The sequence below is a fragment of the Agromyces mariniharenae genome (assembly GCF_008122505.1).
GTDB classification, from domain to species: Bacteria; Actinomycetota; Actinomycetes; order Actinomycetales; family Microbacteriaceae; genus Agromyces; species Agromyces mariniharenae.
In genome coordinates this window covers 2,822,023-2,843,861 of record NZ_VSSB01000001.1, presented here as the reverse complement: position 1 = coordinate 2,843,861, position 21,839 = coordinate 2,822,023, and the positions used below count along the sequence as shown (strand labels likewise).

The following is a 21,839-nucleotide window of genomic DNA, read 5'->3' as shown; positions in this document are numbered from 1 at the left end:
CGGCGCCGCACCGTCAGTCCTCCGCGACGCCTCCCGAGACGCCGAGCGCTGCGAATCGCTCCTCGTAGGCCGGCGCGAGCTCGCCGAAGCGGCGGACCCACGCGTCGCGGTCGCGCGGTGCGTCGGGCTCGGCGAGGTGCCGGGAGAGCGCCTCGAGGTAGGCGTGCCAGCCGGGCCCGTACTCGGGCTGCGTCACGTGCTCGTGCCGGATGTGCAGGCGGGTGCGCTCGCCATCGGGTTCGAGCGCCACGGTCAGCAGGCTCGGCGGCTCGCCGACGACGGTCCAGGTCGTCGTGAAGCCGTGCGGCCGGTCGCATGCGGTGACCTCGCCGTCGCAGTAGACCGTGCCGTCCGTCCCGAACGCCTGCCACCGGCCGCCCAGCCGGAACTCGCCTCGGTGCACGGCCATGAAGCGCGCGAGGCGCTCGGGCGTCGTGATCGCCTGCCACAGGTCGTCGGGGTCGGTGTCGTACACCTCGTGGAACTCGAGCAGCAGCCCGGGCTCATCGGGGGCGATGTCGCTCGTCACGGCCATCATGGCTCCTCTCGTGGGGCGCGCCCCGCGGCGGCGCGACGGCTGCGCTTGCCGCGGGCGACCTCGGTGTGCAACGCCGCGAGCCCCGCGGTCCACATCGTGCGGTAGCGCTCGAGCTGGCGGTCGGCGTCGTCGAGTCCACCGGGATCGATGGAGTAGAGCCGGCGCGCGCCATCGGGCCGCACGGTGGCGAAGCCGTGCTCGCGCAGGATGCGCAGCTGCCGCGACACGGCGGGCTGGGTGATGCCGAACTCTTCGCCCACCACGTCGACGACCTCACCCGCGCTCGTCTCGCCGCCGGCCAGGAGGTCGAGGATGCGGCGGCGCACCGGGTCGCCGAGGACGTCGAACGCGTGCACACCGTCAGATTATCACTTCACCGTTATATACGCCATGACTGATAGGCGCGTTCCCGCGGCATCCGCGTCGATAGAGTGGACGGACCGTGGGCAGCTACACCGATCTCCTCAGAACCTCGGGCGTCGCTCGTATCATCGCCGCCCAGCTGACCGCTCGGTTCCCCTCGGGGATGCTCTCGCTCGCGTTCCTCCTGCACGTCGAGCAGCAGACCGGCTCCTACGGCGCGGCGGGCCTCGTGCTCGCCGCCACGTCGATCGGCCAGGCCGTCGCCGGACCCCTCACGAGCCGGCTCATGGGCCGCCTCGGCATGCGCCCGGTGCTCATCACCACGCTCGTGATCTGCGCGACCGCCGTCGTCGCCATCGGCGTGCTGCCGCTCACGGTGCCGGCCTACATGGCGGTCGGCCTCGTGGCCGGCCTCTCGACGCCGCCCGTGCAGTCCGCCGTGCGCACCATCTACCCGAAGATGGTGAACTCCCGGCAGCTCACGCCGCTCTTCTCGCTCGACGCGTCGGCGCAGGAGATCATCTGGGTCGTCGGTCCCGTCGTCACGACGTTCGTGTCCACGCAGATCGGCACCGTCTGGGGCATCCTGCTCGCCGCGGCCATGATGATCGGCGGCGGCATCTGGTTCATCTCCTCCCCCGAGCTCGGGCGCGTTCGCATCCCCCGCTCCAAGCGGCGGTTCGGCGCGGTGCTCACCCGCCCGCCGGTCATGCTCGCGACGATCGTCGGCTTCCTCCTCATCGGCGCGTGCGCCGCGGTCGAGGCCGGCGTCGTCGCCGTGTTCGGGCACGATGGCGCCGAGGCCGGCATCGTGCTCGCCATCTTCTCGGTCGGCAGCCTCGCGGGCGGCCTCTTCCTCGGGCACGTGCCGATCGGGCCGTGGTCGACCGCGCGCCGCATGTTCATCGTGTTCGCGGGCATGGCGCTCGCCGCGTTCGTCATGGACTTCTGGTGGCTCTCGGCGACCCTCTTCATCGCGGGCATCGGCATCGCGCCCGCGCTCGCCGTGCTGTTCGCGATCGTGTCGGCGAGCGTCAAGTTCTCGGACACCGCCGAGGCGTACGGCTGGGTCGGCACCGGCCAGCTCATCGGCGCGGCGCTCGGCTCGGCCGTCGCCGGCTTCCTCATCGACGGGTACGGCGCGCAGGGCGCGTTCGTCGCGGCCGCCGCGCTCGCCCTGCTCGGGGTCCTCGCCGCGGTGCTCGGCAAGCCGTGGCATCCCGACCTGCGCGAGCGCGACGCGAGCCCCATCCCCGACACCGAACCGGTGCCGGCGCAACCCAGCTGAGAGGAGCCACGACGATGACGCAGCCGCCCGTCGCCCCGGCGCCCAGCCTGTCGCTTTCCGACGGCAACACCATCCCGCAGCTCGGCTTCGGCCTCTACAAGGTGCCGGCAGCGGATGCCGCGCGCCTCAGCCGCGAGGCGATCGCCATCGGGTACCGGCACCTCGACACCGCCGCGCTCTACGCGAACGAGGAGGGCGTCGGCGAGGCCGTGCGCTCGGCGGAGGTGCCGCGCGACGAGCTCTTCGTCGCCAGCAAGGTCTGGATGGACGACAACGGCTACGACTCGACGCTGCGCGCGTTCGACGCGAGCATGCAGCGGCTCGGCCTGGCGACGCTCGACCTCTACATGATCCACTGGCCGGTGCCCTCGACCGACCGGTACGTGGACACGTGGCGAGCGCTCGTGCGGCTGCAGGAGGAGGGACGCGTGCAGTCGATCGGCGTGGCGAACTTCCACGCGCACCACCTCGAGCGCATCATCGGCGAGACCGGCGTCGCGCCCGTCGTGAACCAGGTCGAGTTGCACCCGTGGCTGCCACAGGAGGAGCTGCGCGCGTTCGACGAGGCGCACGGCATCCGCACCGAGGCGTGGTCGCCCCTCGCGCGCGGCCGCGTGCTCGGCACCCCGTTGCTCGCCGATCTCGCCGACAAGCGCGGACGCACGCCCGCGCAGGTCGTGCTGCGCTGGCACCTCGAGCTCGGCAACATCGTGATCCCGAAGGCGTCCTCCGCCGCCCGGCTGCGCGAGAACCTCGACGTGTTCGACTTCGCGCTCGACGACGAGGACCTGGCCGCGATCGCCACCCTCGAGAGCGGCGAGCGCACGGGCCGCGATCCCGACTTCGACTGAGCGGACATCCCGCTGAACGAGCGGGAACCGGGGTTCGTTGGGGCCGTTCGGCGATTCACAGCGAAGCGCAATCCGATCGTGACCGGACTCCCAGCAGGGGTCCAGACATGCGATCGGGGCCGGGCAATACGGTGAGCCCATGAGACGACGACTGGTCCCCGCAGCGGCCGCGGCCGCCCTCCTCGCACTGCTCCTCGCCGGCTGCACCGCGGGCGCCGGCCAGTCCGACGCACCGGTGATGGAACCGGGCGAGATGGCGCCCCAGCAGCAGGTGGAGGGCGAGGATGCCGCGGGCGGGACTGCCGACGGCGAGCAGTTCGCCGACCGCAGCATGATCACCGTCGGCTGGGTCTCGATCACGGTCGAGGACCCGGTCGACGCCGCGCAGCAGGCCGTGGACCTCGCGGAGGCGCGAGGCGGACGCGTCGACAGCCGCACCGAGACGCCGGGCACCGACGCCGAGCCGCCGAGCGCCTCGCTCACGCTCCGGATCCCGTCGGACGACCTCGATCCGTTCCTCGCCGAGCTGCGCGAGCTCGGCACGGTCAGCTCCGTGTCCATGAACGCCTCGGATGTCACGCAGCAGCGCAAGGACCTCGACGGACGCATCGACGCGCTCACCGCCTCGGTCGACCGGCTGCAGCAGCTGCTCTCGGAGGCGACGACGATCGCCGACCTGATCGCCATCGAGTCCGAGCTCACCACCCGGCAGGCCGAGCTCGACAGCCTCACCCAGCAGCGCGACGCGCTCGTCGACCAGGTCGACTACTCGACGATCACCGTCGATCTCGTGACCGAGGGGGTCGCGCCCGATCCGCAGCCCGACGACTTCTGGAGCGGCCTCGCGGCCGGCTGGAACGCCCTGATCGGCTTCGCGACCTGGCTCGGCATCGCGGTCGGCGTGCTGCTCCCGTGGGCGCTCGCCGCCCTCGTCATCGGCGCGATCGTGCTCGTGATCGTGCTCGTCGCGACGCGCTCGCGCCGCTCGAAGCCCGCGGCGCCCGACACGACGCCCGGGGCATCCGACCCGTCGCCGCCGGCCGCGCCCCCGGCATCGGATGCCGCACCCCAGCCCCCGCGCGAGCGGACACCGCAGGCGTAGTCTGGCGTCGTGAGCGAGACGCCGGAGACCCTGCTGCACGACGAACTCCTCGAACGGGTGCGCGAGCGCGCAGCAGGGTACGACCGCGACAACGCGTTCTTCGTCGACGACCTCGCCGAGCTGCGCGACGCAGGGTACCTCACGGCGCTCGTGCCCGAGGCGTACGGCGGGCTCGGCTGGGGCTTCGACGACGCCGTCCGCGCGCAGCTGCGGCTCGCGGGCGCCGCCCCCGCCACGGCGCTGGCCGTGAACATGCACCTCGTGTGGACGGGGGTGGCGAAGATCCTGCGCGATCGCGGCGACGACACGCTCGACTTCCTCCTCCGCGAGGCGGGGCAGGGCGAGATCTTCGGCTTCGGCATCAGCGAGGCGGGCAACGACCTCATGCTGTTCGGCTCACGCACCGCGGCCGAGCCCCAGGCGGGCGGCGGCTATCGCTACTCGGGCCGCAAGGTCTTCACGTCGCTCTCGCCGGCGTGGACCCGCCTCGGCACGATGGGCCTCGACACCGCGTCCGCCGACGCGCCGAAGATCGTCTACGGGTTCATCGACCGCGAGGACCCCGACGTGCGCATCCTCGACGACTGGGACACCCTGGGCATGCGCGCGACGCAGAGCCGGACGACGGTGCTCGACGGCGCGTTCGCCGCGCCCGACCGCATCGTGCGACGGCTGGACCCCGGCCCCAACGCCGACCCGCTCGTCTTCGGCATCTTCGCGAGCTTCGAGCTGCTGCTCGCGGCCGTCTACGCGGGCATCGGCGCGCGGGCGCTCGACCTCGCCGTGGCCGCCGCGCACCGCCGCACGTCGATGAAGCGCGACGGGGCTCCGCTCTCGCAGGATCCCGACATCCGCTGGCGCATCGCCGACGCCGCGATCGCGCAGGAGGCCGTCGAGCCCCAGCTGCTCGCCGTGGCGCGTGACCTCGACGCGCTCGTCGACCACGGCCCGATGTGGTTCGCGAAGCTCGTGGGCGTGAAGGTGCGCTCCACCGAGACGGCGAAGCACGTCGTCGACCAGGCCGTCCGCGTTGCGGGCGGCTCCTCCTACTTCGCCGGCTCGGAGCTCGGCCGTCTCTACCGCGACGTGCTCGCGGGCATCTTCCACCCGTCCGACGACGAGTCGGCGCACGGCACCGTCGCGAACGCGTGGCTCGGCCCGCTGGACGCGTGATCGAGCGGATGCCGCGCCGTCGCGGCATCCGCCGGGCGCGTCGCGCCGCCGCCCACTAGGCTGGGCATCGCGGCGCCGCAGCCGCACCAGCCGCTCCAGGAGGTCCCGTGAACGTCGTCGCCTTCATCATCGCCATGGCCTTCTTCGTCTTCGGCATGCTGCTCATGGGCTACGCCCCGGGGCTGCCGGGCTTCGAGGCCGTCGTGTTCTTCGGCGGCATCCTCAGCGTCGCCATCGCGGTCGCCATCCCGGTCAACATCCTCGGCCGCGGCGACGGCGTCTGACGGGTGACCCTGCCCCAGCGCGACACGCGCGTCACCTACCCCGGCGGGGCGCTCACCGCGAGGAGTCGCGTGCTGCACGTCGCCCCCGCGCACGAGGGCCGCCTCGCGGTCGTCACCGAGGCGACGAGCTTCCACCCGGTGGATGCCGCGTGGCCCGACCAGCCCGCCGACGCCGGCGTGATCCGCGCGAACGGCGTCGACCTCCCGGTGCGCGACGCCGTCGTCGCCGCCACCGACGGCACCGACCTCCACCTCGGCGACGACATCCCGGTCCGCAAGGGCACCGAGGGGTGGGCGTTCCTCGTCGCGCACCTCGTCGACGGCGACGCGGCGATCGCCGAGGGCGACGAGGTCGAGGTCGAGGCGGATGCCGCGACGCGACGCGCACTCTCGACCGGCCACACCGCCTGCCACCTCGCCTCGCTCGCGCTCAACCGCGTGCTGGCCGACCGGTGGTCGAAGCCCGCGCGCGAGGACTCGCTCGGCAGCCCCGACTTCGACGGCGCCGCCATCGCGTCGTCGCGCATCCTGCCCGACGGCTCGCTCGACCGCTACCGGCTCAACAAGTCGCTGCGGCGGGCGGGATTCGACACGGCGTCGCTCGCCGGCGAGCTCGACGACGTGCGCAGCGCCGTCGCCGAGCAGCTCGAGCGCTGGATCGCGGCGGGCGCCGTCGTGCGCGTCGAGGCGGCCGGCGACGGGCTCACCGACCGGCGCACTTGGGTGTGCGAACTGCCCGAGGGCACGGCGCGCATCCCCTGCGGCGGCACGCACGTCGCCTCCGCGACCGAGCTCGGATCGGTGATGACCTCGTTCGCCGTGGTCGACGACGGCGGCACGCCCGTGCTCGAGATGACGAACGCCGTCCGACCGCGACACTGAATCGGGGGTGCCGGAGGCACCCTCCAGCGGGGTTACCATATGCCTCGTGGGTATTCGCATCGAGAAGGTCGATCTCCCCGGGATCGGCTTCCGCCACGACCTCGTCACCGAAGGGGGTCGAAAGATCAGCGTGGTGTCGCACCGGGACGGTGAGCGCGACCTCGGCGTCTTCGACGAAGACGACCCCGACGCCTGCCGCGACTCCATTCCGCTGAACGACGACGAGGCCGCGGCCCTCGCCGACGTGCTCGGCGCATCCGTCATGCTCAGTCGCCTCACGAGCCTCAGCGATGAGACCGCCGGCCTGTACACCGAGCAGATCGCGCTGCCGACGGACTCGCCGTACCTCAACCGCACGCTGGGCGACACGAAGGCGCGCACGCGCACGCATGCGTCCATCGTCGCGATCGTCCGCGACGGGGCGATCATCCCCTCCCCGACGCCGGCTGAGCCGCTGCGCGCGGGCGACGTCATCGTGGCCGTCGGCACTCGTGAAGGACTCGACGGAGTAGCCCGGCTGCTCTCCAACGGCCCAGACTGAGGCGGGCCGCATGCACGAGACCACGCTGCTCCTCATCGAAGTCGGCGCGCTGCTTCTCGGCATGAGCCTGTTGGGGCGTCTCGCGCTCCTCATCGGGATCTCGCCGATCCCGTTCTACCTCCTGCTCGGCCTCGCCTTCGGCGAGGGCGGCTTCGTGCCGCTCGACGCGAGCGAGGAGTTCCTGCAGACCGGTTCCGAGATCGGCATCATCCTGCTGCTCGCGCTGCTCGGGCTCGAGTACACGGCGACCGAGCTCTTCGGCAGCCTGAAGTCGGCCCGCGTGCCCGGCATCGTCGACGCACTGTCGAACGCGCTCCCCGGCGCAGCGATGGCGCTCCTGCTCGGCTGGGGTCCGGTGGCCGCCGTCGCGTTGGCCGGCGTGACCTGGGTGTCATCGTCGGGCGTCATCGCGAAGCTCCTGCGCGACCTCGGTCGCCTGTCGAACCGCGAGACGCCGGCGATCCTCGCCGTCCTCGTCATCGAGGACCTCGCGATGGCGTTCTACCTGCCGGTGCTCTCGGCCATCGTCATCGGCGTGAGCGTGCTGCAAGGGGCGATCTCGGTCGCGATCGCCGTGGCCGTCGTGACCCTCATCCTCTACGTGGCCCTGCGGCACGGGCACTTCGTGTCGCGGCTGTTCCCCGCCGACCAGTACGAGCCGCTGCTGCTCGGCGTCCTCGGCCTCACGATGCTCGTCGCGGGCCTCGCCGCCCAGGTCGGCGTGTCGGCCGCCGTCGGCGCGTTCCTCGTGGGCATCGCGCTGTCGGGGCGGGTCGCGGCCAACGCGAGCGCCGTGCTCACGCCGTTGCGCGACCTGTTCGCCGCGACGTTCTTCGTGTTCTTCGGCCTGACCTCCGACTCGTCGAAGCTCGTGCCGATGATCCTGCCCGCCCTGGGGCTCGCGATCGTGACGATCGTCACGAAGCTCATCTCGGGCGCGTACGCCGCGCGGAGAGCCGGGGTCGGCACGCTCGGCCAGTGGCGCGCGGGCTTCGCGCTCGCGCCGCGCGGCGAGTTCTCCATCGTCATCGCGGGCATCGCGGTGACGGCCGGCGTCGCGCCGGGCATCGCCCCGCTCGCCACGGCCTACGTGCTCATCACGATCATCGCGGGCACGTTCCTCGCACGCGTCCCCGACGCCGCGTGGTTCCGCGCGGCAGTGCGGCGCCGAGCGGCCAAGCCGGCGCCCGGAACCGCCTGACGGACTCCCGGGCCGACTACTCCGCGGGCTGCTCGGCGGCGGCCGCGGCATCCGCCCGGTCCGCCGCGGCGAGCGCGTCGAGCTCGGCGTCGGCCGCATCGGAAGCCGCGAGGAGCTCGCGCACGCGGGGCACGACCTCGGTGCCGTACCGCTCGATGCTGCCCATCATCGCCTCGTGCGGCAGCGTGCCGTTCGAGTACTTGAGGTCGAAGCGGACGGCGCCGATCGCGCGCATCGCCGCGGCGATCTTCTGCGCGACGGTCTCGGGCGATCCGGCGTAGAGCGCGCCGTTCGGTCCCGCCTCGCCCTCGAAGTGCTCCCGGGTCACGGGGCCCCAGCCGCGCTCCTTGCCGATCCGGTCGATGATGACCTTGTAGTGCGGCCAGAGCGTGTCGAGCGCCTCCTGGTCGGTGTCCGCGATGAAGCCGGGCGAGTGCACGGCGACGGGCTGCGGCTGGTGGCCGAACTGGTCGAGGGCGCGGCGGTAGAGGTCGGCGAGGGGCGCGAAGCGGGCGGGGCTGCCGCCGATGATCGCCAGCACGAGCGGCAGGCCGTAGTGTGCGGCGCGGACGACCGACTCGGGACTGCCGCCGACGCCGACCCACGTCTTCAGGTGCCCGTGCTCGACGGGCGGGTAGACGAGCTGGTCGGTGAGCGGTGCGCGCAGCTCGCCCGTCCACGTGACCGGTTCCTGCGTGATCAGCTCGGAGAAGAGGTTGAGCTTCTCCTCGAACAGCTCCTGGTACTGGTTGAGCTCGAAGCCGAAGAGCGGGAACGACTCGATGAACGAGCCGCGTCCGAGGATGACCTCCGCGCGGCCGCCCGAGAGGCCGTCGAGCGTGGCGAAGCGCTGGAACACCCGCACGGGGTCGTCGGAGCTCAGCACGGTGACGGCCGAGCCGAGGTGGATGCGCTCGGTGCGGCCGGCGATGGTGCCGAGCACGACCTCCGGCGCCGAGACGGCGAACTCGTGCCGGTGGTGCTCGCCCACGCCGAAGAAGTCGAGACCCAGCCGGTCGGCCAGCACCGCCTCGTCGACGACGTTGCGCAGCACCTGCGCGTGCGTGAGCGTCGACCCGTCGGCCGCGACCGTCACGTCGCCGAAGGTGTCGAGTCCGAATTCGTAGCGCTCGGCCATGTCCTGCCTCATCTCCGCGTCTCCATGCGTACGCATCCCACCGGAACCCCCGTGAGCCCGAGACTATTCCCCCGGCGCCCGCGCCGGAATGCGCGGCGGCGTGGGAATGCGCGGCGACGCCGGGGCGTTGCCGGTGGGTGTCGGCGTACGGATCCAGCGCGTCGGCGAGAATGGAGGCGTGGACGTGACGGACCGGCCGGTCATCGGCATCTTCGGTGCGGGGAAGGTGGGCACCGCGCTCGCCCGACTCCTCGTGGCATCCGGGTACGAGGTCCGCATCACGGGCTCGCCGCGGCAGACCGCGCTCGACCTGCTCGTCTCGGTGGTCGCTCCCGGCGCCCGCGTGCTCCCGCCCGCCGAGCTCGTGGCCGAGGCCGACGTCATCATCGTCGCCGTGCCGTTCGGCAAGGCCGGCACGGTGCCGTGGGAGGACTTCGGCGACAAGGTCGTCGTCGACGCCATGAACTACTGGCCGCCGGTCGACGGCCACATCGACTCGGTCGACGCCGACGAGCGCTCGACGAGCGAGATCAACGCGGCCAGGAACCCGCTGGCGCGCGTCGTGAAGTCGCTGAACCACCTCGGCTACCACGAGATGGAGGACGACAGCATGGACGCGGGGTCGCCCCTGCGCCGTGCCATCGCCGTGGTCGGCGACGACCCCGAGGCGCGTGCCGTGCTCGCGCGCATCATCGACGACATCGGCTTCGACGCCGTCGACGGCGGTCCGCTCGCCGCCGGCCGGGCGCTCGAACCGGGGCATCCGGCGTTCGGTCGCGAGCTCTCGTCGACCGAGCTCTCGGCGCTGCTCGCGCCCGCCGCGCACCTCGCGGCCTGAGCACCGCCCGCCGCCGCGGCATCCGCTCGAATATGGTGGAGCAATGCCCGACCCCGTGACCGTGCGGCCCGGCGCCGCCGAGCGCCTCTCGCGCATGGTGCAGCTGCCGACGGTGTCGGCCGAGCTCGACGAGCGCGGCCTCGCCGACTTCGACCGGTTCCGCGACCTCGTCGCCGAGCTCTACCCGCTCGTGCACGAGCGCCTCGCGTTCGAGCAGGTCACCGACGTCGGGCTGCTCTACCGCTGGCGCGGCTCGGGCGACGACGACCCCGTCGTGCTGATGGCCCACTTCGACGTCGTCCCGGCCGTCGACGACGACGGCTGGACGTTCCCGCCCTTCGAGGGGCGCATCCACGACGGCTCCGTCTGGGGCCGGGGCACCCTCGACGACAAGGGCCCGCTGCTCGTGATCCTCGAGGCCGTCGAGAACATGCTCGCCGACGGATTCGTGCCCGAGCGCGACGTGTACCTCTCGTTCGGCGGCAACGAGGAGAGCCACGGCGCCGCCGCCCGGGCCGCCGCCGACCTGTTCCAGGATCGCGGCATCATCCCGTGGCTCGTGCTCGACGAGGGCGGCGCCGTCGTCGACGCGCCGCTGCCGTTCGTGCACGTGCCGGCCGCCATGGTCGGCGTGGGCGAGAAGGGCATCGTGACGGTGCGGCTCTCGGCGCTCGGCGAGGGCGGCCACGCGTCGACGCCGCCCGCGACCACGGCCACCGCCCGCATCGCGCGCGCGGTGCACCGCCTGTCGCCGAACCCGTTCCCGAAGCGCACGCCGCGGTCGCTGCGCACGATGCTGTCGACGTTCGCGCCGCACACCCGCGGTCCGGTCCGCCTCGCGCTGCGCGTGCTCGCCGCGACGCCGTGGCTGACCGCGCGGCTGTTCGCACGCCTCGACGGCGAGCCCGCGGCGCTCGTGCGGACGACCATCGCCGCGACCATGCTCGAGGGCGGGTCGGCGCCCAACGTGCTCCCGGCACGCGCGGCGGCCACGCTCAACCTGCGGATCGCGGTGGGCGAGACGGTCGGCACCACGGCGGCCCGCGTGCGGCGCGTGGTCGGCGACCCGGCCGTCGACGTCCAGGTGGTCGAGGGCAGCGACCCGTCGCCCGAGTCCCCGACCGACACCGCGCAGTTCGCCGCGATCGCCGCCGCCGTCGACGCGTCGTATCCCGGCGCCATCACCGCGCCGTACCTCATGATGGCGGCGACCGACTCGCGGTGGTTCCACCGGTTCTCGCCGGCCGTGTTCCGTTTCGCCCCGATCGCGATGACGGCGGGCCAGCGGGCGGCGATCCACGGGGTCGACGAGCACGTGACGATCGACAGCCTCGAGCGTGGCGAGCGGTTCCACCGGGCGCTGCTCGAGTCGGTGAACGCGGTCGGTTCCGCGGCCGCGGTGCCGGGGCATCCGCGCGTGGCGGAGGCGGGGCATCCGCTGCACTAGGGTGAATCCACCCCCACCCGAAGGAGCCCCGATGACGCGCGCTGCCAGACTCGGACCGGTGGCCGCCATCGTCGGCTTCCTGGCGTTCGTCGAGTTCACGAGCGGCATCCTGCAGGGCTACTACACGCCGCTGCTCACCGACATCGCGCGGCACCTCGGCATCCACGACGCCGACGTGAACTGGCTCGAGGGCACGCAGCTCATGCTGTCGGCGCTCGTCGTGCCCGCGTTCGCCAAGCTCGGCGACATGGTCGGCCACAAGCGCATGCTCATGTGGTCGACGGCGATCACGGCGGTGGCCTCGACGGCGCTGGCGTTCACCGACCAGTTCTGGGTGTTCCTCGTCGCGTGGGCGCTGCAGGGCTTCTACGTGGTCTGGCTGCCGCTCGAAGTCGCGCTCATCTGGTCGCGCAGCCGCTCGGCCGAGCGCCCGGCCGCGATGACCCGCAAGGCGGCCGGCCTCCTCGTCGCGGCACTCGAGCTCGGAGCCATCGCCGGCGCCCTCTCGGCGGGCGCGCTGGCCGACGTGCTGCCGATGACGGTGCTCCTGCTGGTGCCCGCGATCGCGGTCGTGGCGTGCTTCTTCGTCGTGTGGTTCGGCGTGAAGGAGTCGCCCGACCTCGCGGGCGGCACGCTCGACACCGTCGGCCTCGTCCTCATCTCGCTCGCACTCCTGGCGCTCACGGGCGGCCTCAGCTTCATGCGCCTGAACGGCCCCGCCGACCTGCTCAGCTGGGCGCTCGTGGCGCTCGGCGTGCTGCTCGTCGTGCCGTTCGCGCGCTGGGAGCTGCGCCACCCCGACCCGCTCATCGACGTGCGCATGTTCCGCTCGCCGTCGCTCTGGCCGGTGTTCCTCACCGCGGGCCTCTTCGGGGTCAGCGTGCTCGGCGCGCAGGCGCCGCTCTCCACGTTCGCGCGCACGGATGCCGCGGAGGTCGGCTACGGGCTCGGCGCCACGAGCTTCCAGACCTCCCTCCTCGTCGGCGCCTACGTGCTCTCCCTCGTCGTCGGCGCCATGCTGTTCCCCCTCGTGACCCGCTGGATCACCCCGCGCATCGCGCTCATCGGCGCGAGCTCGCTCGTCGCCCTCGGCTACCTCCTGTTCCTGCCGTTCCACGACGGGTACGCCCAGGTGCTAGCGAACATGATCATCGCCGGCATCGGGTCGGGTGCGCTCGTGGCCGCCCTGCCCGCCGCGGCGGCCGCGGCGGCGCCCGCGCACCAGACCGGCGTCGCCACGGGACTCACCAACTCGGTGAAGACCGTGGGCGGCGCGATCGCGTCGTGCGTGTTCGGCATCGCGCTGCTCGGCGCGGCCGGCGAGGCGGCGACATCGACCGCCGGCTCGTTCGCCGGCTACGTCACCGTGTGGCTCGTGTGCGGCGTGACCGCGGCCGTCGCCGCCGTGCTGCTCGCCTTCGTGCCCAAGCTCGCGTTCTCCGACGCGCCCGCCGCCGAGGGCGCCGCCGTCGTACGCTGAGTCCCGGGGCCGCCGGCGGGGCGCGGCCGATCGGGGGGGCACGATGACCGATGCCGCGACACTCACCGCGACGCTCGAGGGCATGGCGACCGCCGAGGAGCGCGAGAAGTACACGCGGTACTTCGCGCCCGACCCCGACGCGCCGTTCATCGGGGTGCGGATGGGCGCCGTGTTCGACCTCGCGAAGACCGCGCTCGACCTGCCCGTCGCGGAGCTCGAGGCGCTGCTCGAGCAGCCGACGCACGAGGTGCGGGCGCTCGCGTGCAGCATCATGGGCAAGTCCGCGGCGCACCGCCGCACGTCTTCCGAACGGCGGGCCGAGCTCTACGAGCTGTACCTCCGACGGCACGACCGCATCGACCAGTGGGACCTCGTCGACCTCGCCGCGCAGCAGGTGGTCGGCGGCCACCTGCTCGATCGCGACCGGGCGCCGCTCGCCCGGCTCGCGGCATCCGGATTCTGGCCCGAGCGCCGCACCGCGCTCGTGGCGACGTTCGCGTTCCTCAAGCGCGGCGAGGTCGACGATGCGTTCGGGCTCGCCGAGACGCTCGTCGACGACCCCGAGCCGCTCGTGCAGAAGGCGCTCGGCTGGGTGCTGCGCTCCGCGGGCGACGTCGACCGCGACCGGCTCACGGCGTTCGTCGAGGGGCACGCCGCGACGATGCCGCGCGTCGCGCTGCGCGCGGCCATCGAGCACTATCCCAAGGAGGAGCGGGCGCGGATCCTGGCGATCCGCTGACGAGTGCGCCGGCGGAGCGACCCGGCGAGCCCGGGGCTCACCGGCGGCGCGTGGCTACTCGAGCTCCTCCGTCGCGCGCGACAGCGAGCGCTGCTGCCGGCGACGCGCGCCGAGGTCGAGCAGGCCCACACCGAACGCGATCGCGACGAAGAGCGCGACGGCGGTCATGCCGAAGCCGTACGCGTCGTGGTACACCGCGAGGTCCTGCGTGTCGGCCGTGCCCGTCTCGCGGTAGATCGTGGCGTAGAAGAGCGACAGCGCGACGGCCGTGCCGACCGCGGTGCCGATGCGCTGCCCGAGCTGGCCCACCGAGCCGGCCAGGCCGCCCTGCTTCACCGGGATGTCGGCGAGCGCGAGCGTCTGGTTCGGCGAGATCACGAGGCCGCCGCCGAAGCCGGCGATGACCATCGCACCGGCCATGGCCCAGGGCGTGAGGTCGGCCGGGGTGTACAGCGCCGCGAGCACGAGCAAGCCGATGCCGAGGAGCACGGTCGCGAGGCCCCAGACGACGAGCGGCCTGCCCAGCCGGTTCACGAGGTTGCCGCCGATCCAGGACGAGATGGCGCTCATGAGTGCGAAGCCGATGCTCACCATCCCGGCGAAGACGGGTGCGAGGCCGAGACCGTGCTGCAGGTAGAGCGTGGTGAGCAGGAACATCGACGGCGCGGCGGCGAAGTACGCCGACGCGAGCACCGTGCCGTTGCGATAGGAGCTCACGCCGAACAGCGAGAGCGGCACGAGCGGATGCTTGCCGGTCGCCGCGTAGTGGCGCTCCCACGCGACGAACGCGGAGGCGGCGAACACGAACACGACGAGCAGCCACCACCGCGCGGGGTTGTCGGTCGGCGAGCCCGTGGTGAAGAGGAACGGCCACATGAGCGCCACCACGGTGATGCCGAACAGCAGGAGGCCGACCGGGTCGAGCTGCAGCTTCCGCGTCGACGGGAGCCGTGTCTCGGGAAGGAGCCACAGCGCGAGCGCGATCGCGATGAGCGAGAGCGGCACGTTCATCCAGAAGATGCCGCGCCAACCGTCTTCGGGGCCGCCGATCGCGATGGCGAGGCCGCCCAGCGTCGGGCCGAACGCGGTCGCGATGCCGATGGTTGCGCCGAACAGGCCGAACGCCTTGCCGCGCTCGGGGCCCCGGAAGAGCTGCTGGATGATCCCGAGCACCTGGGGCATCTGGATGCCGGCCGCGACGCCCTGCAGGAGCCGCGCGACGAGGAGCACGATGCCGTTCGGCGCGAGGGCGCAGGCGAGGCTCGTGAGCGTGAAGAGGGTCAGGCCGATGACGAAGAGCGTGCGCCGCGATCGCTGGTCGCCGATGCGACCTGCGGGCACGAGCGTGAGGCCGAACGTCAGCACGTAGCCCGAGACGATGAGCTGCAGCTCGGTCGAGCTCGCGTCGAACGCCGACTCGATCGACGGCAGCGCGACGTTGACCTTCGAGAGGTCGAGGATCGTGAGTCCCGCGACCGCCACGCACACCCAGTAGGCGCGCCAGCGCTTGGCATCGGACAGCGGGATCGACAGCGTGGGCGGCTGCGGCGCGGGCGTTGGCGGTTGCGACATCCCGACCAGCCTATGCCCGGGTGCCGAGCCGCTCGGAAGGCCCGGTCCGTTCCGGACGACGACTGCTCGGCGTACGCTCGAACGAGGGGCGATGGCGATGGCCGAGGTGTTGACCTTCGCGACTCCGTCGGCGGAGTCGGCACGTTCCGCGGCCACGTGGAGTGACGCCCGCGTCGCCGCCGTCGTCGGCAGCGCCTCCGCCGCGGTCGCGCTCGCCGGCTCGTGGATCCCCTCACTGTGGGGCGACGAGGCCGCGAGCATCATGTCGGCGCAGCGGGACTGGCCGTCGCTCTTCGCGATGCTCGGCACGGTGGATGCCGTCCACGGGCTCTACTACGCCCTCCTGCACTTCTGGATCGACCTCGTCGGCATCTCGCCGTTCGCCCTTCGACTTCCCTCGGGGCTCGCCATCGGGACGGCTGCCGCGGGCCTCTACCTGCTCGTGCGCACGTCGGCGGGATGCTGGATCGCGGTGGTCGCGGCCGCCGTGTTCACCGTGCTGCCGCGGGTCGCCCAGGTCGCCGTCGAAGCCCGGCCGACGCCGTTCGCGGTCGCCCTCGCGGTCTGGCTGACCCTGCTGATGCTGCGCCTCGTCGACGGGCGGGCTCGGGGCGCGTGGTGGTGGGGCTACGCCGTCGGCCTCGCCGTCGGCACGTACCTCTTCCTGTACGTCATCCTCCTCGTGCCGGTGCACGTCGTCGCCGTCGTCGCCTGGACGCTCGACCGCCGCAAGCGCGAGATCCGAACGCCGCGGATCCGCTCCTTCCTCCTCGCATGGTCCTGCGCCGTGGTGCTGGCGGTGCCGATCTGCGTGATCGCCGTGCTGCAACGACGGCAGGTCGCCTTCCGTGGCCGCCAGCCCGCCGTGACCCTCGAGACGGTGCTGGTCGCGCCGTGGTTCATGCTGCCGATGCTGGCGTTCGCCGGCTGGGCCCTCATCGCGATCGGCGTCGCCGCCGCCGCCGTCCACCGGCACGACCCGTCGTGGCGCGGACGCACGCGCCTGCTCGTGCTGAGCGCGGCATGGGCGGTGATCCCCGCCGCTGCGCTGCTGCTCGTCACCGCGTTCGCGACGCCGGTGTACACCGCGCGCTATCTCGTGCTGACGGCGCCCGCTGCGGCCATCGCGATCTCCGTCGGCGTCTCCGTGCTGCCGTGGCGGCGGTCGCACGTCATCGCCGCCGCCCTGATCGCGGCGCTCGCGCTCCCGGCGATCGTCGACCAGCGCCTCCCCTACGCGAAGAACTTCGGCACCGATTGGCAGACGGTCTCCGCCGTCGTCGCGGAGCACTCGGTCGTCGGCGACGGGATCGTGTTCGACGAGAGCGTGCGACCGTCCCGCCGGCCCCGCCTCGCGATGTACACGTATCCCGAGGGCTTCCACGGTCTCGTGGACCTGGCCCTCGTCCGCTCCCATGACGAGACCGACGGGCTGTGGGACGTCACGGCGCCCCTCTCGGCGGTCGACCATCGCCTCGAGGGCGTCGATCGCGTCCTCGTCGTGCTGCGGAGCCGTCGCGGCGCGGACCCCGACGTCGCCGTGCTGCGCGAGCACGGCTTCGTCCTCACCGCGGTGCATCCGATCGAGTCGTCCCGCGTCGCCGTGTATGAGCGGGACGCAGCGGGAACGCGGGACTAGGCTCGGGACCAGCACCGGCGCCCCTGCGCCGTTCCCCGACGAAAGGACTTCCGTCGTGTCGAAGAAGACCATCGTGACGCTCGTGGACGACCTCGACGGCACCGACGCCGCTGAGACGATCGCCTTCGCGGTCGACGGCGCCGCGTACGAGATCGACTTGTCGGCCGACAACGCCGCCGCCCTGCGCGCGACGTTCGAGCCGTACGTCAAGGCCGGCCGCCGCACGAGCGCGTCCCGCCGCGGCGGACGCTCCTCGTCCGCCGGCTCGGGCGGCGCGACGCCGAAGGAGATCCGCGCGTGGGCCGCCGACAACGGCGTCGACGTGCCCGCCCGCGGCCGCATCCCGGCCGGCGTGCACGAGCAGTACCTCGCCGCGAAGCACTAGCCCGAAACAGTGCGAGGTCGGCTTCCGAAGAAGCCGACCTCGCGTCGGTGGACCCAGGGGGATTCGAACCCCCGACCTTCTCATTGCGAACGAGACGCGCTACCAACTGCGCCATGGGCCCGAGCCGTGAACGACTCTATCACCACTCGACGCACGGGAATGACCACCCGCCGGCTCGGGCCGGACGGGTCGCCCGGCCGCCGGTCCGACGCTCAGCCCGCCTGACGCCGACGGCGCAGCACGGCGTCGAGGTCGCCGAACCCGGGCGGCGCCTCCTCGACGATGCCCATGCGGGCATACGGGCTCACCGGCTCGGCCTCGGGCGCGCGCGGCGCCCCGCGACGAGCGCCGACAGGGGCAGCGGATGCCGCGGGCACCTCGCTCGGGCGGGCGGGACGTTCGATCGACGGCACCGCCGGCTCGAGCTCCTCGGCGCGGCGCGCGAGCTCCGCCTCCACGGAGGAGCGGCGCAGCTGCTCGGCCGCCTCGATCGACGCCATCGCGGCCGCCGCGATCGTGCCGCGCGAGAGGTGCAGCGGCTTGGGCAGCGGCTGCGGGGTCCACCCGTGGTCCTCCGCCTCCTCCTCGGCGAGGTCGATCGGCTCGAACGGCTCGGCCTCGGGCACGGCGATCGGGGCGGCGACGGGCACGGCGATGTGCACGCGAGCGAGCCCGACGAGGAACGTGAACGCGAGCGCCACGGCGAGCGCGCCGCCGGCCACGATGAGCAGGGACGCGCCGAACGCCGCCGCGACGAGTCCGCCGACGACGGTGAGCAGTCCGGCGAGCAGGAGCAGCGAACTCAGCCCACGGCGGCGGCGCAGGGAGCGGCGGCGATCCGCGGCATCCGTCGCGGTGACCGACGGCGCCGACGACGGCACCGACGCGACCGTCGGGATCGGCTCGGTGACGGGCGCGGCCGACGCGGCCAGCTCGCGTGCGGCCTCGGCCGCCTCCTCGGCGGCGCGCCGCTCGGCGATCGCGAGGTGCTCGGCCGCCTCGGCGGCGAGCCGGGCGGTGACCTCGTGCTCGTGCAGGATGCGCTGCTGCGTCGCGACCTCGCGCGCGGTGGCCTCGACGCGCACGGCCTCGGGCGTCTCGGCGGTCTCCGCGAGGATGCGCAGCGTCTGCTGCAGCCGAACCGCATTGCGCTCGGTCGCGAGGTACTGCCGACGGCGCAGCCAGCTCGGCAGGAGGTACGCGATCCAGAGCGCGGCGGCCGCTGCCACCAGCACGCCCCCGCCGATCACGTCCATGCGACCACGCTAGGACAACGCGGGCGGATGGGCCTGCTGGACGCGCGCGTGTTCAGCGATCGGCGACGTGCAGCGGGTACGCGGCGGCCGCACGGTCCTCCGCGCTGATGCGGGCGGCGTCCTCGGGCACGCGTCCCTCGTGCCAGCGGCGCAGCACGCCGCGCGGCACCTCCTCGGCCACGAGCGCGAACGAGAAGTGGTCGCGCCAGTCGCCGTTGATGTGGATGAACCGCCGCCGCAGGCCCTCGTAGCGGAAGCCGAGCTTCTCGACGACGCGCAGCGACGGGGCGTTCTCGGGACGGATGCAGATCTCCATGCGGTGCAGGCGCAGCGTGGAGAAGCAGTAGTCGGTCGCGAGGGCGACGGCGGTCGGCGTGATGCCGCGGCCGGCGTGGGCCTGCGACACCCAGTAGCCGATCGTCGCCGACGACAGCGAGCCGAAGGTGATCGACGACACGTTGAGCTGGCCGACGAGCTCGCCGTCGACCTCGATGACGAACGGCAGCGCGTGCCCGGTGCGGGCGTGGGCGAGCAGGTTGCGGATGCTCGCGCGCGTGTCGATCACCGTGCCGCCGCCGGGGTAGGTCGCCTCCCACTGGCGCAGCCACGAGCGGTTGTCGAGCAGCACGCGCTCGAGCACCTTGGCGTCGCGCGCGCGGATCGGCCGCAGAGTGACGTCCCCGTCACGCAGCGTGGGGATCGCGGCCGTCGCCATCGTCAGCTCCGTTCGAAGCCGGCGACGTACTCGGCGAGCCAGGGCTTCAGCTCGGGGCCGAGGTCGTCGCGATCGGCGGCGAGCTGGATGACCGCCTTGATGTAGTCGAGCTTGTCGCCGGTGTCGTAGCGGCGACCGCGGAACACCACGCCGTAGACGCCGCCCGCACCGTCGAGGTCGCCTGCCATCTCCATGAGCGCGTCGGTGAGCTGGATCTCGCCGCCCTTGCCGGGGGGCGTGCGCTCGAGGATGTCGAACACCTCGGGCTTCAGCACGTAGCGGCCGATGACCGCGAGGTTCGACGGCGCGACGTCGGCGGCGGGCTTCTCGACGAGGCCCGTGACGCGCACGACGTCGGGGTCGTCGGTCGCCTCGACCTCGGCGGCGCCGTACAGGTGGATGGAGGCCGGGTCGACCTCGAGCAGCGCGACGATCGTGGCATCCCGCTTGCCGTGCTCGGCGAGCATGCGCGTGAGCAGCGGGTCGCGGGCGTCGATGAGGTCGTCGCCGAGCAGCACGGCGAACGACTCGTCGCCGACGTGCTTGCGGGCACGCAGCACCGCGTGGCCGAGGCCCTTGGGGTCGCCCTGGCGCACGAAGTGCACGTCGGCCAGGTCGCTCGACTCCTGCACCTTCGAGAGCTTGGAGTCGTCGCCCTTCGTCTCGAGCGTGTACTCGAGCTCCGCAACGCGGTCGAAGTGGTTGGCGAGCGCGTTCTTGTTGCGCCCGATGATCATGAGGACGTCGTCGAGCCCAGCGGCGACGGCCTCCTCCACGACGTACTGGATCGCTGGCTTGTCGACGACCGGGAGCATCTCCTTCGGCATCGCCTTGGTCGCCGGGAGGAACCTCGTCCCGAGGCCCGCCGCAGGGATGACGGCCTTCGTGATCCGTTGAGTCATGCGGACAGCGTATCCGGATGTCGCGACGGGCCGCAGGGACGGGGCGTCACGTTGCGCCGCCCTAGGATGTGTGGCATGCCCGAGCATCCGGACGTCCAGAAGCGCGTGCTGCGCGCCGAGCTCCGAGAGCGCAGGCAGAACATGCCGGCGCACGAGCGGGAGCTCGCGACCGAGGGGTTCACCGCACGCCTCGAGGAGCTCGTCGGCACCACCGAGGCCGAGTCGTTGTCGTGCTACCTGTCGATGCCGACCGAACCGAATACGCGGCCGTTCGTGAACTGGGCGGAGGCCCGCGGCATCCGCGTGCTGTTCCCCGTGACCCGTGAGGACGGCCTGCTCGACTGGACCGTCGGCGAGGACGAGACCGAGTCGATCGGGCTGCACGGCGTGCCGCTGCCCGACGGCGAGCTGCTCGGGCCGATGGCCATCAACGACGTCGACCTCATCCTCGTGCCCGCCGCGGCGGTCGACCGCACGGGCATGCGGCTGGGCTGGGGCCGGGGCTTTTTCGACAAGACCCTCGGATCGATGGAAAAATGTCCTCCGGTGTACGCCGTCGTCTTCGACAGCGAGTTCGTCGACGAGGTGCCGCGAGAGGTGCACGACCAGGCCGTGAACGGGGTCGTGACGCCCACGCGCATCATCGCGTTCTGAGCGGCGCGCCACGATCCGGAAGAGTCAGACCCACATGCCCACGTACTCCTACCGCTGCACCGAGTGCGGCAACGCCTTCGACATCCACCAGGCGTTCACCGACGACGCGCTCACCGTCTGCGACGTCTGCGGCGGCCGCCTCCGCAAGCTCTTCAACACCATCGGCGTGACGTTCAACGGCTCGGGCTTCTACCGCACCGACTCGCGCGGCGAGGGCGGCACGGGAGGCCCGGGCGGCTCCGGTGGGTCGGGCGGCTCGGATGCCGCGTCGGGCGGTTCCTCGTCGAGCTCGTCCTCGAGCACGTCGGGCTCCTCCTCGTCGGGCGGCGGCTCCTCCTCGGGTTCGACCTCGTCGGGATCCTCCGCTAGCGTGGCCTGACGTGCCGTCGGAGACCGAACGTCCAGGAGGGACCGTGCTCAAGGGCTTCAAGGAATTCATCCTTCGCGGGAACGTGATCGAACTGGCCGTCGCGGTCGTCATCGGCGCCGCGTTCACGGCCGTCGTGAACTCGATCGTGGACAACCTGATCAACCCGTTGATCGGCGTCATCTTCCAGGCCGACAGCCTCGACACCGCACTCGTCATCGAGATCCCGACGCTGTCGGGCGGCGTCGCCGAGGTGCGCTTCGGCGCGGTGCTCGGCGCCATCATCGCGTTCGTCATCGTCGCGACGGTCGTCTACTTCGTGTTCGTCCTGCCCATGAACACGCTCAAGGACCGGGCCGAGGAGAAGCGCAGGTCGGGCGAGCCCGACCCGGCCGAGCCCGAGACCGAGCTCACGCTGCTGTCGGAGATCCGCGACCTGCTCGCCGCGGAGCGCGAGCGCGAGGGCGCCGGCCGGCGCGACTGA

General features: G+C 72.6%; 24 protein-coding genes and 1 tRNA gene. 17 read left to right on the top strand and 8 right to left on the bottom strand.

Features of this window, described 5'->3' with window-relative positions:
* Positions 1-13: 13 nt before the first annotated feature.
* Both FYC51_RS13215 and FYC51_RS13210 read right to left on the bottom strand, forming a co-directional pair.
* The gene (locus FYC51_RS13215) at positions 14-535 is read right to left on the bottom strand and encodes an SRPBCC domain-containing protein (protein WP_187432621.1); all 522 of its coding nucleotides are present in this window, start codon (positions 533-535) and stop codon (positions 14-16) included.
* On the bottom strand, positions 535-894 hold the full coding sequence (locus FYC51_RS13210; RefSeq protein WP_148734026.1) for an ArsR/SmtB family transcription factor: 360 nt from the start codon (positions 892-894) through the stop codon (positions 535-537). Before FYC51_RS13210 ends, FYC51_RS13215 begins: the two co-directional genes overlap by 1 nt.
* Positions 895-980: 86 nt before the next feature.
* Here FYC51_RS13210 and FYC51_RS13205 point away from each other — a divergent pair, with 86 nt between their 5' ends.
* The 8 genes from FYC51_RS13205 (at position 981) to FYC51_RS13175 (ending at position 8,223) form a co-directional block, all read left to right on the top strand.
* Positions 981-2,189 carry an MFS transporter gene (locus FYC51_RS13205; protein ID WP_148734025.1) on the top strand — a complete coding sequence of 403 codons (1,209 nt, stop codon included), beginning with the start codon at positions 981-983 and terminating at the stop codon, positions 2,187-2,189.
* A 14-nt stretch (positions 2,190-2,203) separates the two neighbouring features.
* Positions 2,204-3,040 (top strand): aldo/keto reductase, encoded by an 837-nt coding sequence (locus FYC51_RS13200; RefSeq protein WP_148734024.1) that lies wholly within the window; start codon positions 2,204-2,206, stop codon positions 3,038-3,040.
* Positions 3,041-3,179: 139 nt separating this feature from the next.
* Entirely contained in the window at positions 3,180-4,142 is a 963-nt protein-coding gene (locus FYC51_RS13195) for a DUF4349 domain-containing protein (protein WP_148734023.1), read from the top strand.
* Positions 4,143-4,151: 9 nt separating this feature from the next.
* Complete coding sequence (locus tag FYC51_RS13190) at positions 4,152-5,315, top strand: acyl-CoA dehydrogenase family protein (RefSeq protein ID WP_148734022.1); 1,164 nt, start codon at positions 4,152-4,154, stop codon at positions 5,313-5,315.
* Positions 5,316-5,422: 107 nt separating this feature from the next.
* On the top strand, positions 5,423-5,599 hold the full coding sequence (locus tag FYC51_RS19305; RefSeq protein ID WP_187432620.1) for a hypothetical protein: 177 nt from the start codon (positions 5,423-5,425) through the stop codon (positions 5,597-5,599).
* A gap of 3 nt (positions 5,600-5,602) precedes the next feature.
* Positions 5,603-6,481 (top strand): alanyl-tRNA editing protein, encoded by an 879-nt coding sequence (locus FYC51_RS13185; protein ID WP_222863249.1) that lies wholly within the window; start codon positions 5,603-5,605, stop codon positions 6,479-6,481.
* A 46-nt stretch (positions 6,482-6,527) separates the two neighbouring features.
* Positions 6,528-7,022 carry a cation:proton antiporter regulatory subunit gene (locus tag FYC51_RS13180; protein ID WP_148734021.1) on the top strand — a complete coding sequence of 165 codons (495 nt, stop codon included), beginning with the start codon at positions 6,528-6,530 and terminating at the stop codon, positions 7,020-7,022.
* A 10-nt stretch (positions 7,023-7,032) separates the two neighbouring features.
* A complete protein-coding gene (locus FYC51_RS13175) occupies positions 7,033-8,223 on the top strand; it encodes a cation:proton antiporter (RefSeq protein WP_148734020.1) in 1,191 nt (396 codons plus the stop codon).
* A 16-nt stretch (positions 8,224-8,239) separates the two neighbouring features.
* Here the strand turns inward: FYC51_RS13175 and FYC51_RS13170 are convergent, their stop codons facing one another.
* A complete protein-coding gene (locus FYC51_RS13170) occupies positions 8,240-9,361 on the bottom strand; it encodes an LLM class flavin-dependent oxidoreductase (protein WP_148734019.1) in 1,122 nt (373 codons plus the stop codon).
* 178 nt (positions 9,362-9,539) lie between these two features.
* Between FYC51_RS13170 and FYC51_RS13165 the strand changes: the two genes are divergently transcribed.
* Genes FYC51_RS13165 through FYC51_RS13150 form a run of 4 tightly spaced genes read left to right on the top strand, consistent with a single transcriptional unit; the run spans position 9,540 to position 13,865 of the window.
* A complete protein-coding gene (locus tag FYC51_RS13165; protein WP_187432619.1) occupies positions 9,540-10,199 on the top strand; it encodes an NADPH-dependent F420 reductase in 660 nt (219 codons plus the stop codon).
* Between the two features lie 43 nt (positions 10,200-10,242).
* Positions 10,243-11,646 (top strand): M20/M25/M40 family metallo-hydrolase, encoded by a 1,404-nt coding sequence (locus FYC51_RS13160; RefSeq protein ID WP_148734017.1) that lies wholly within the window; start codon positions 10,243-10,245, stop codon positions 11,644-11,646.
* A 31-nt stretch (positions 11,647-11,677) separates the two neighbouring features.
* Positions 11,678-13,126, top strand: a complete 1,449-nt coding sequence (locus FYC51_RS13155; RefSeq protein WP_148734016.1) for an MFS transporter — start codon at positions 11,678-11,680, stop codon at positions 13,124-13,126.
* Positions 13,127-13,169: 43 nt separating this feature from the next.
* Entirely contained in the window at positions 13,170-13,865 is a 696-nt protein-coding gene (locus FYC51_RS13150; protein WP_148734015.1) for a DNA alkylation repair protein, read from the top strand.
* 54 nt (positions 13,866-13,919) lie between these two features.
* On the opposite strand, the gene FYC51_RS13145 is transcribed toward FYC51_RS13150, so the two are convergent.
* Positions 13,920-15,437, bottom strand: coding sequence for an MFS transporter (locus FYC51_RS13145; RefSeq protein WP_148734014.1), 1,518 nt, complete (start codon positions 15,435-15,437; stop codon positions 13,920-13,922).
* A 97-nt stretch (positions 15,438-15,534) separates the two neighbouring features.
* Here FYC51_RS13145 and FYC51_RS13140 point away from each other — a divergent pair, with 97 nt between their 5' ends.
* Together FYC51_RS13140 and FYC51_RS13135 are read left to right on the top strand one after the other, a co-directional pair.
* A complete protein-coding gene (locus FYC51_RS13140) occupies positions 15,535-17,076 on the top strand; it encodes a glycosyltransferase family 39 protein (protein ID WP_187432618.1) in 1,542 nt (513 codons plus the stop codon).
* Between the two features lie 55 nt (positions 17,077-17,131).
* Positions 17,132-17,461, top strand: coding sequence for a histone-like nucleoid-structuring protein Lsr2 (locus FYC51_RS13135; protein ID WP_148734012.1), 330 nt, complete (start codon positions 17,132-17,134; stop codon positions 17,459-17,461).
* Positions 17,462-17,509: 48 nt separating this feature from the next.
* On the opposite strand, the gene FYC51_RS13130 is transcribed toward FYC51_RS13135, so the two are convergent.
* The 4 genes from FYC51_RS13130 to galU form a co-directional block, all read right to left on the bottom strand.
* Positions 17,510-17,582: transfer RNA gene (locus FYC51_RS13130), tRNA-Ala, on the bottom strand.
* A 91-nt stretch (positions 17,583-17,673) separates the two neighbouring features.
* Positions 17,674-18,717, bottom strand: coding sequence for a hypothetical protein (locus tag FYC51_RS13125; protein ID WP_148734011.1), 1,044 nt, complete (start codon positions 18,715-18,717; stop codon positions 17,674-17,676).
* A gap of 52 nt (positions 18,718-18,769) precedes the next feature.
* Positions 18,770-19,432, bottom strand: coding sequence for a GNAT family N-acetyltransferase (locus tag FYC51_RS13120; protein ID WP_148734010.1), 663 nt, complete (start codon positions 19,430-19,432; stop codon positions 18,770-18,772).
* Between the two features lie 2 nt (positions 19,433-19,434).
* The gene (gene galU / locus FYC51_RS13115) at positions 19,435-20,334 is read right to left on the bottom strand and encodes a UTP--glucose-1-phosphate uridylyltransferase GalU (protein WP_148734009.1); all 900 of its coding nucleotides are present in this window, start codon (positions 20,332-20,334) and stop codon (positions 19,435-19,437) included.
* A gap of 75 nt (positions 20,335-20,409) precedes the next feature.
* On the opposite strand from galU, the gene FYC51_RS13110 reads away from it, so the two are divergent.
* The 3 genes from FYC51_RS13110 to mscL are packed head-to-tail and all read left to right on the top strand — an operon-like array spanning position 20,410 to position 21,839.
* Entirely contained in the window at positions 20,410-20,988 is a 579-nt protein-coding gene (locus tag FYC51_RS13110; RefSeq protein WP_148734008.1) for a 5-formyltetrahydrofolate cyclo-ligase, read from the top strand.
* A gap of 34 nt (positions 20,989-21,022) precedes the next feature.
* The gene (locus tag FYC51_RS13105; RefSeq protein ID WP_148734007.1) at positions 21,023-21,367 is read left to right on the top strand and encodes an FmdB family zinc ribbon protein; all 345 of its coding nucleotides are present in this window, start codon (positions 21,023-21,025) and stop codon (positions 21,365-21,367) included.
* 34 nt (positions 21,368-21,401) lie between these two features.
* The gene (gene mscL, locus FYC51_RS13100; protein ID WP_148734006.1) at positions 21,402-21,839 is read left to right on the top strand and encodes a large conductance mechanosensitive channel protein MscL; all 438 of its coding nucleotides are present in this window, start codon (positions 21,402-21,404) and stop codon (positions 21,837-21,839) included.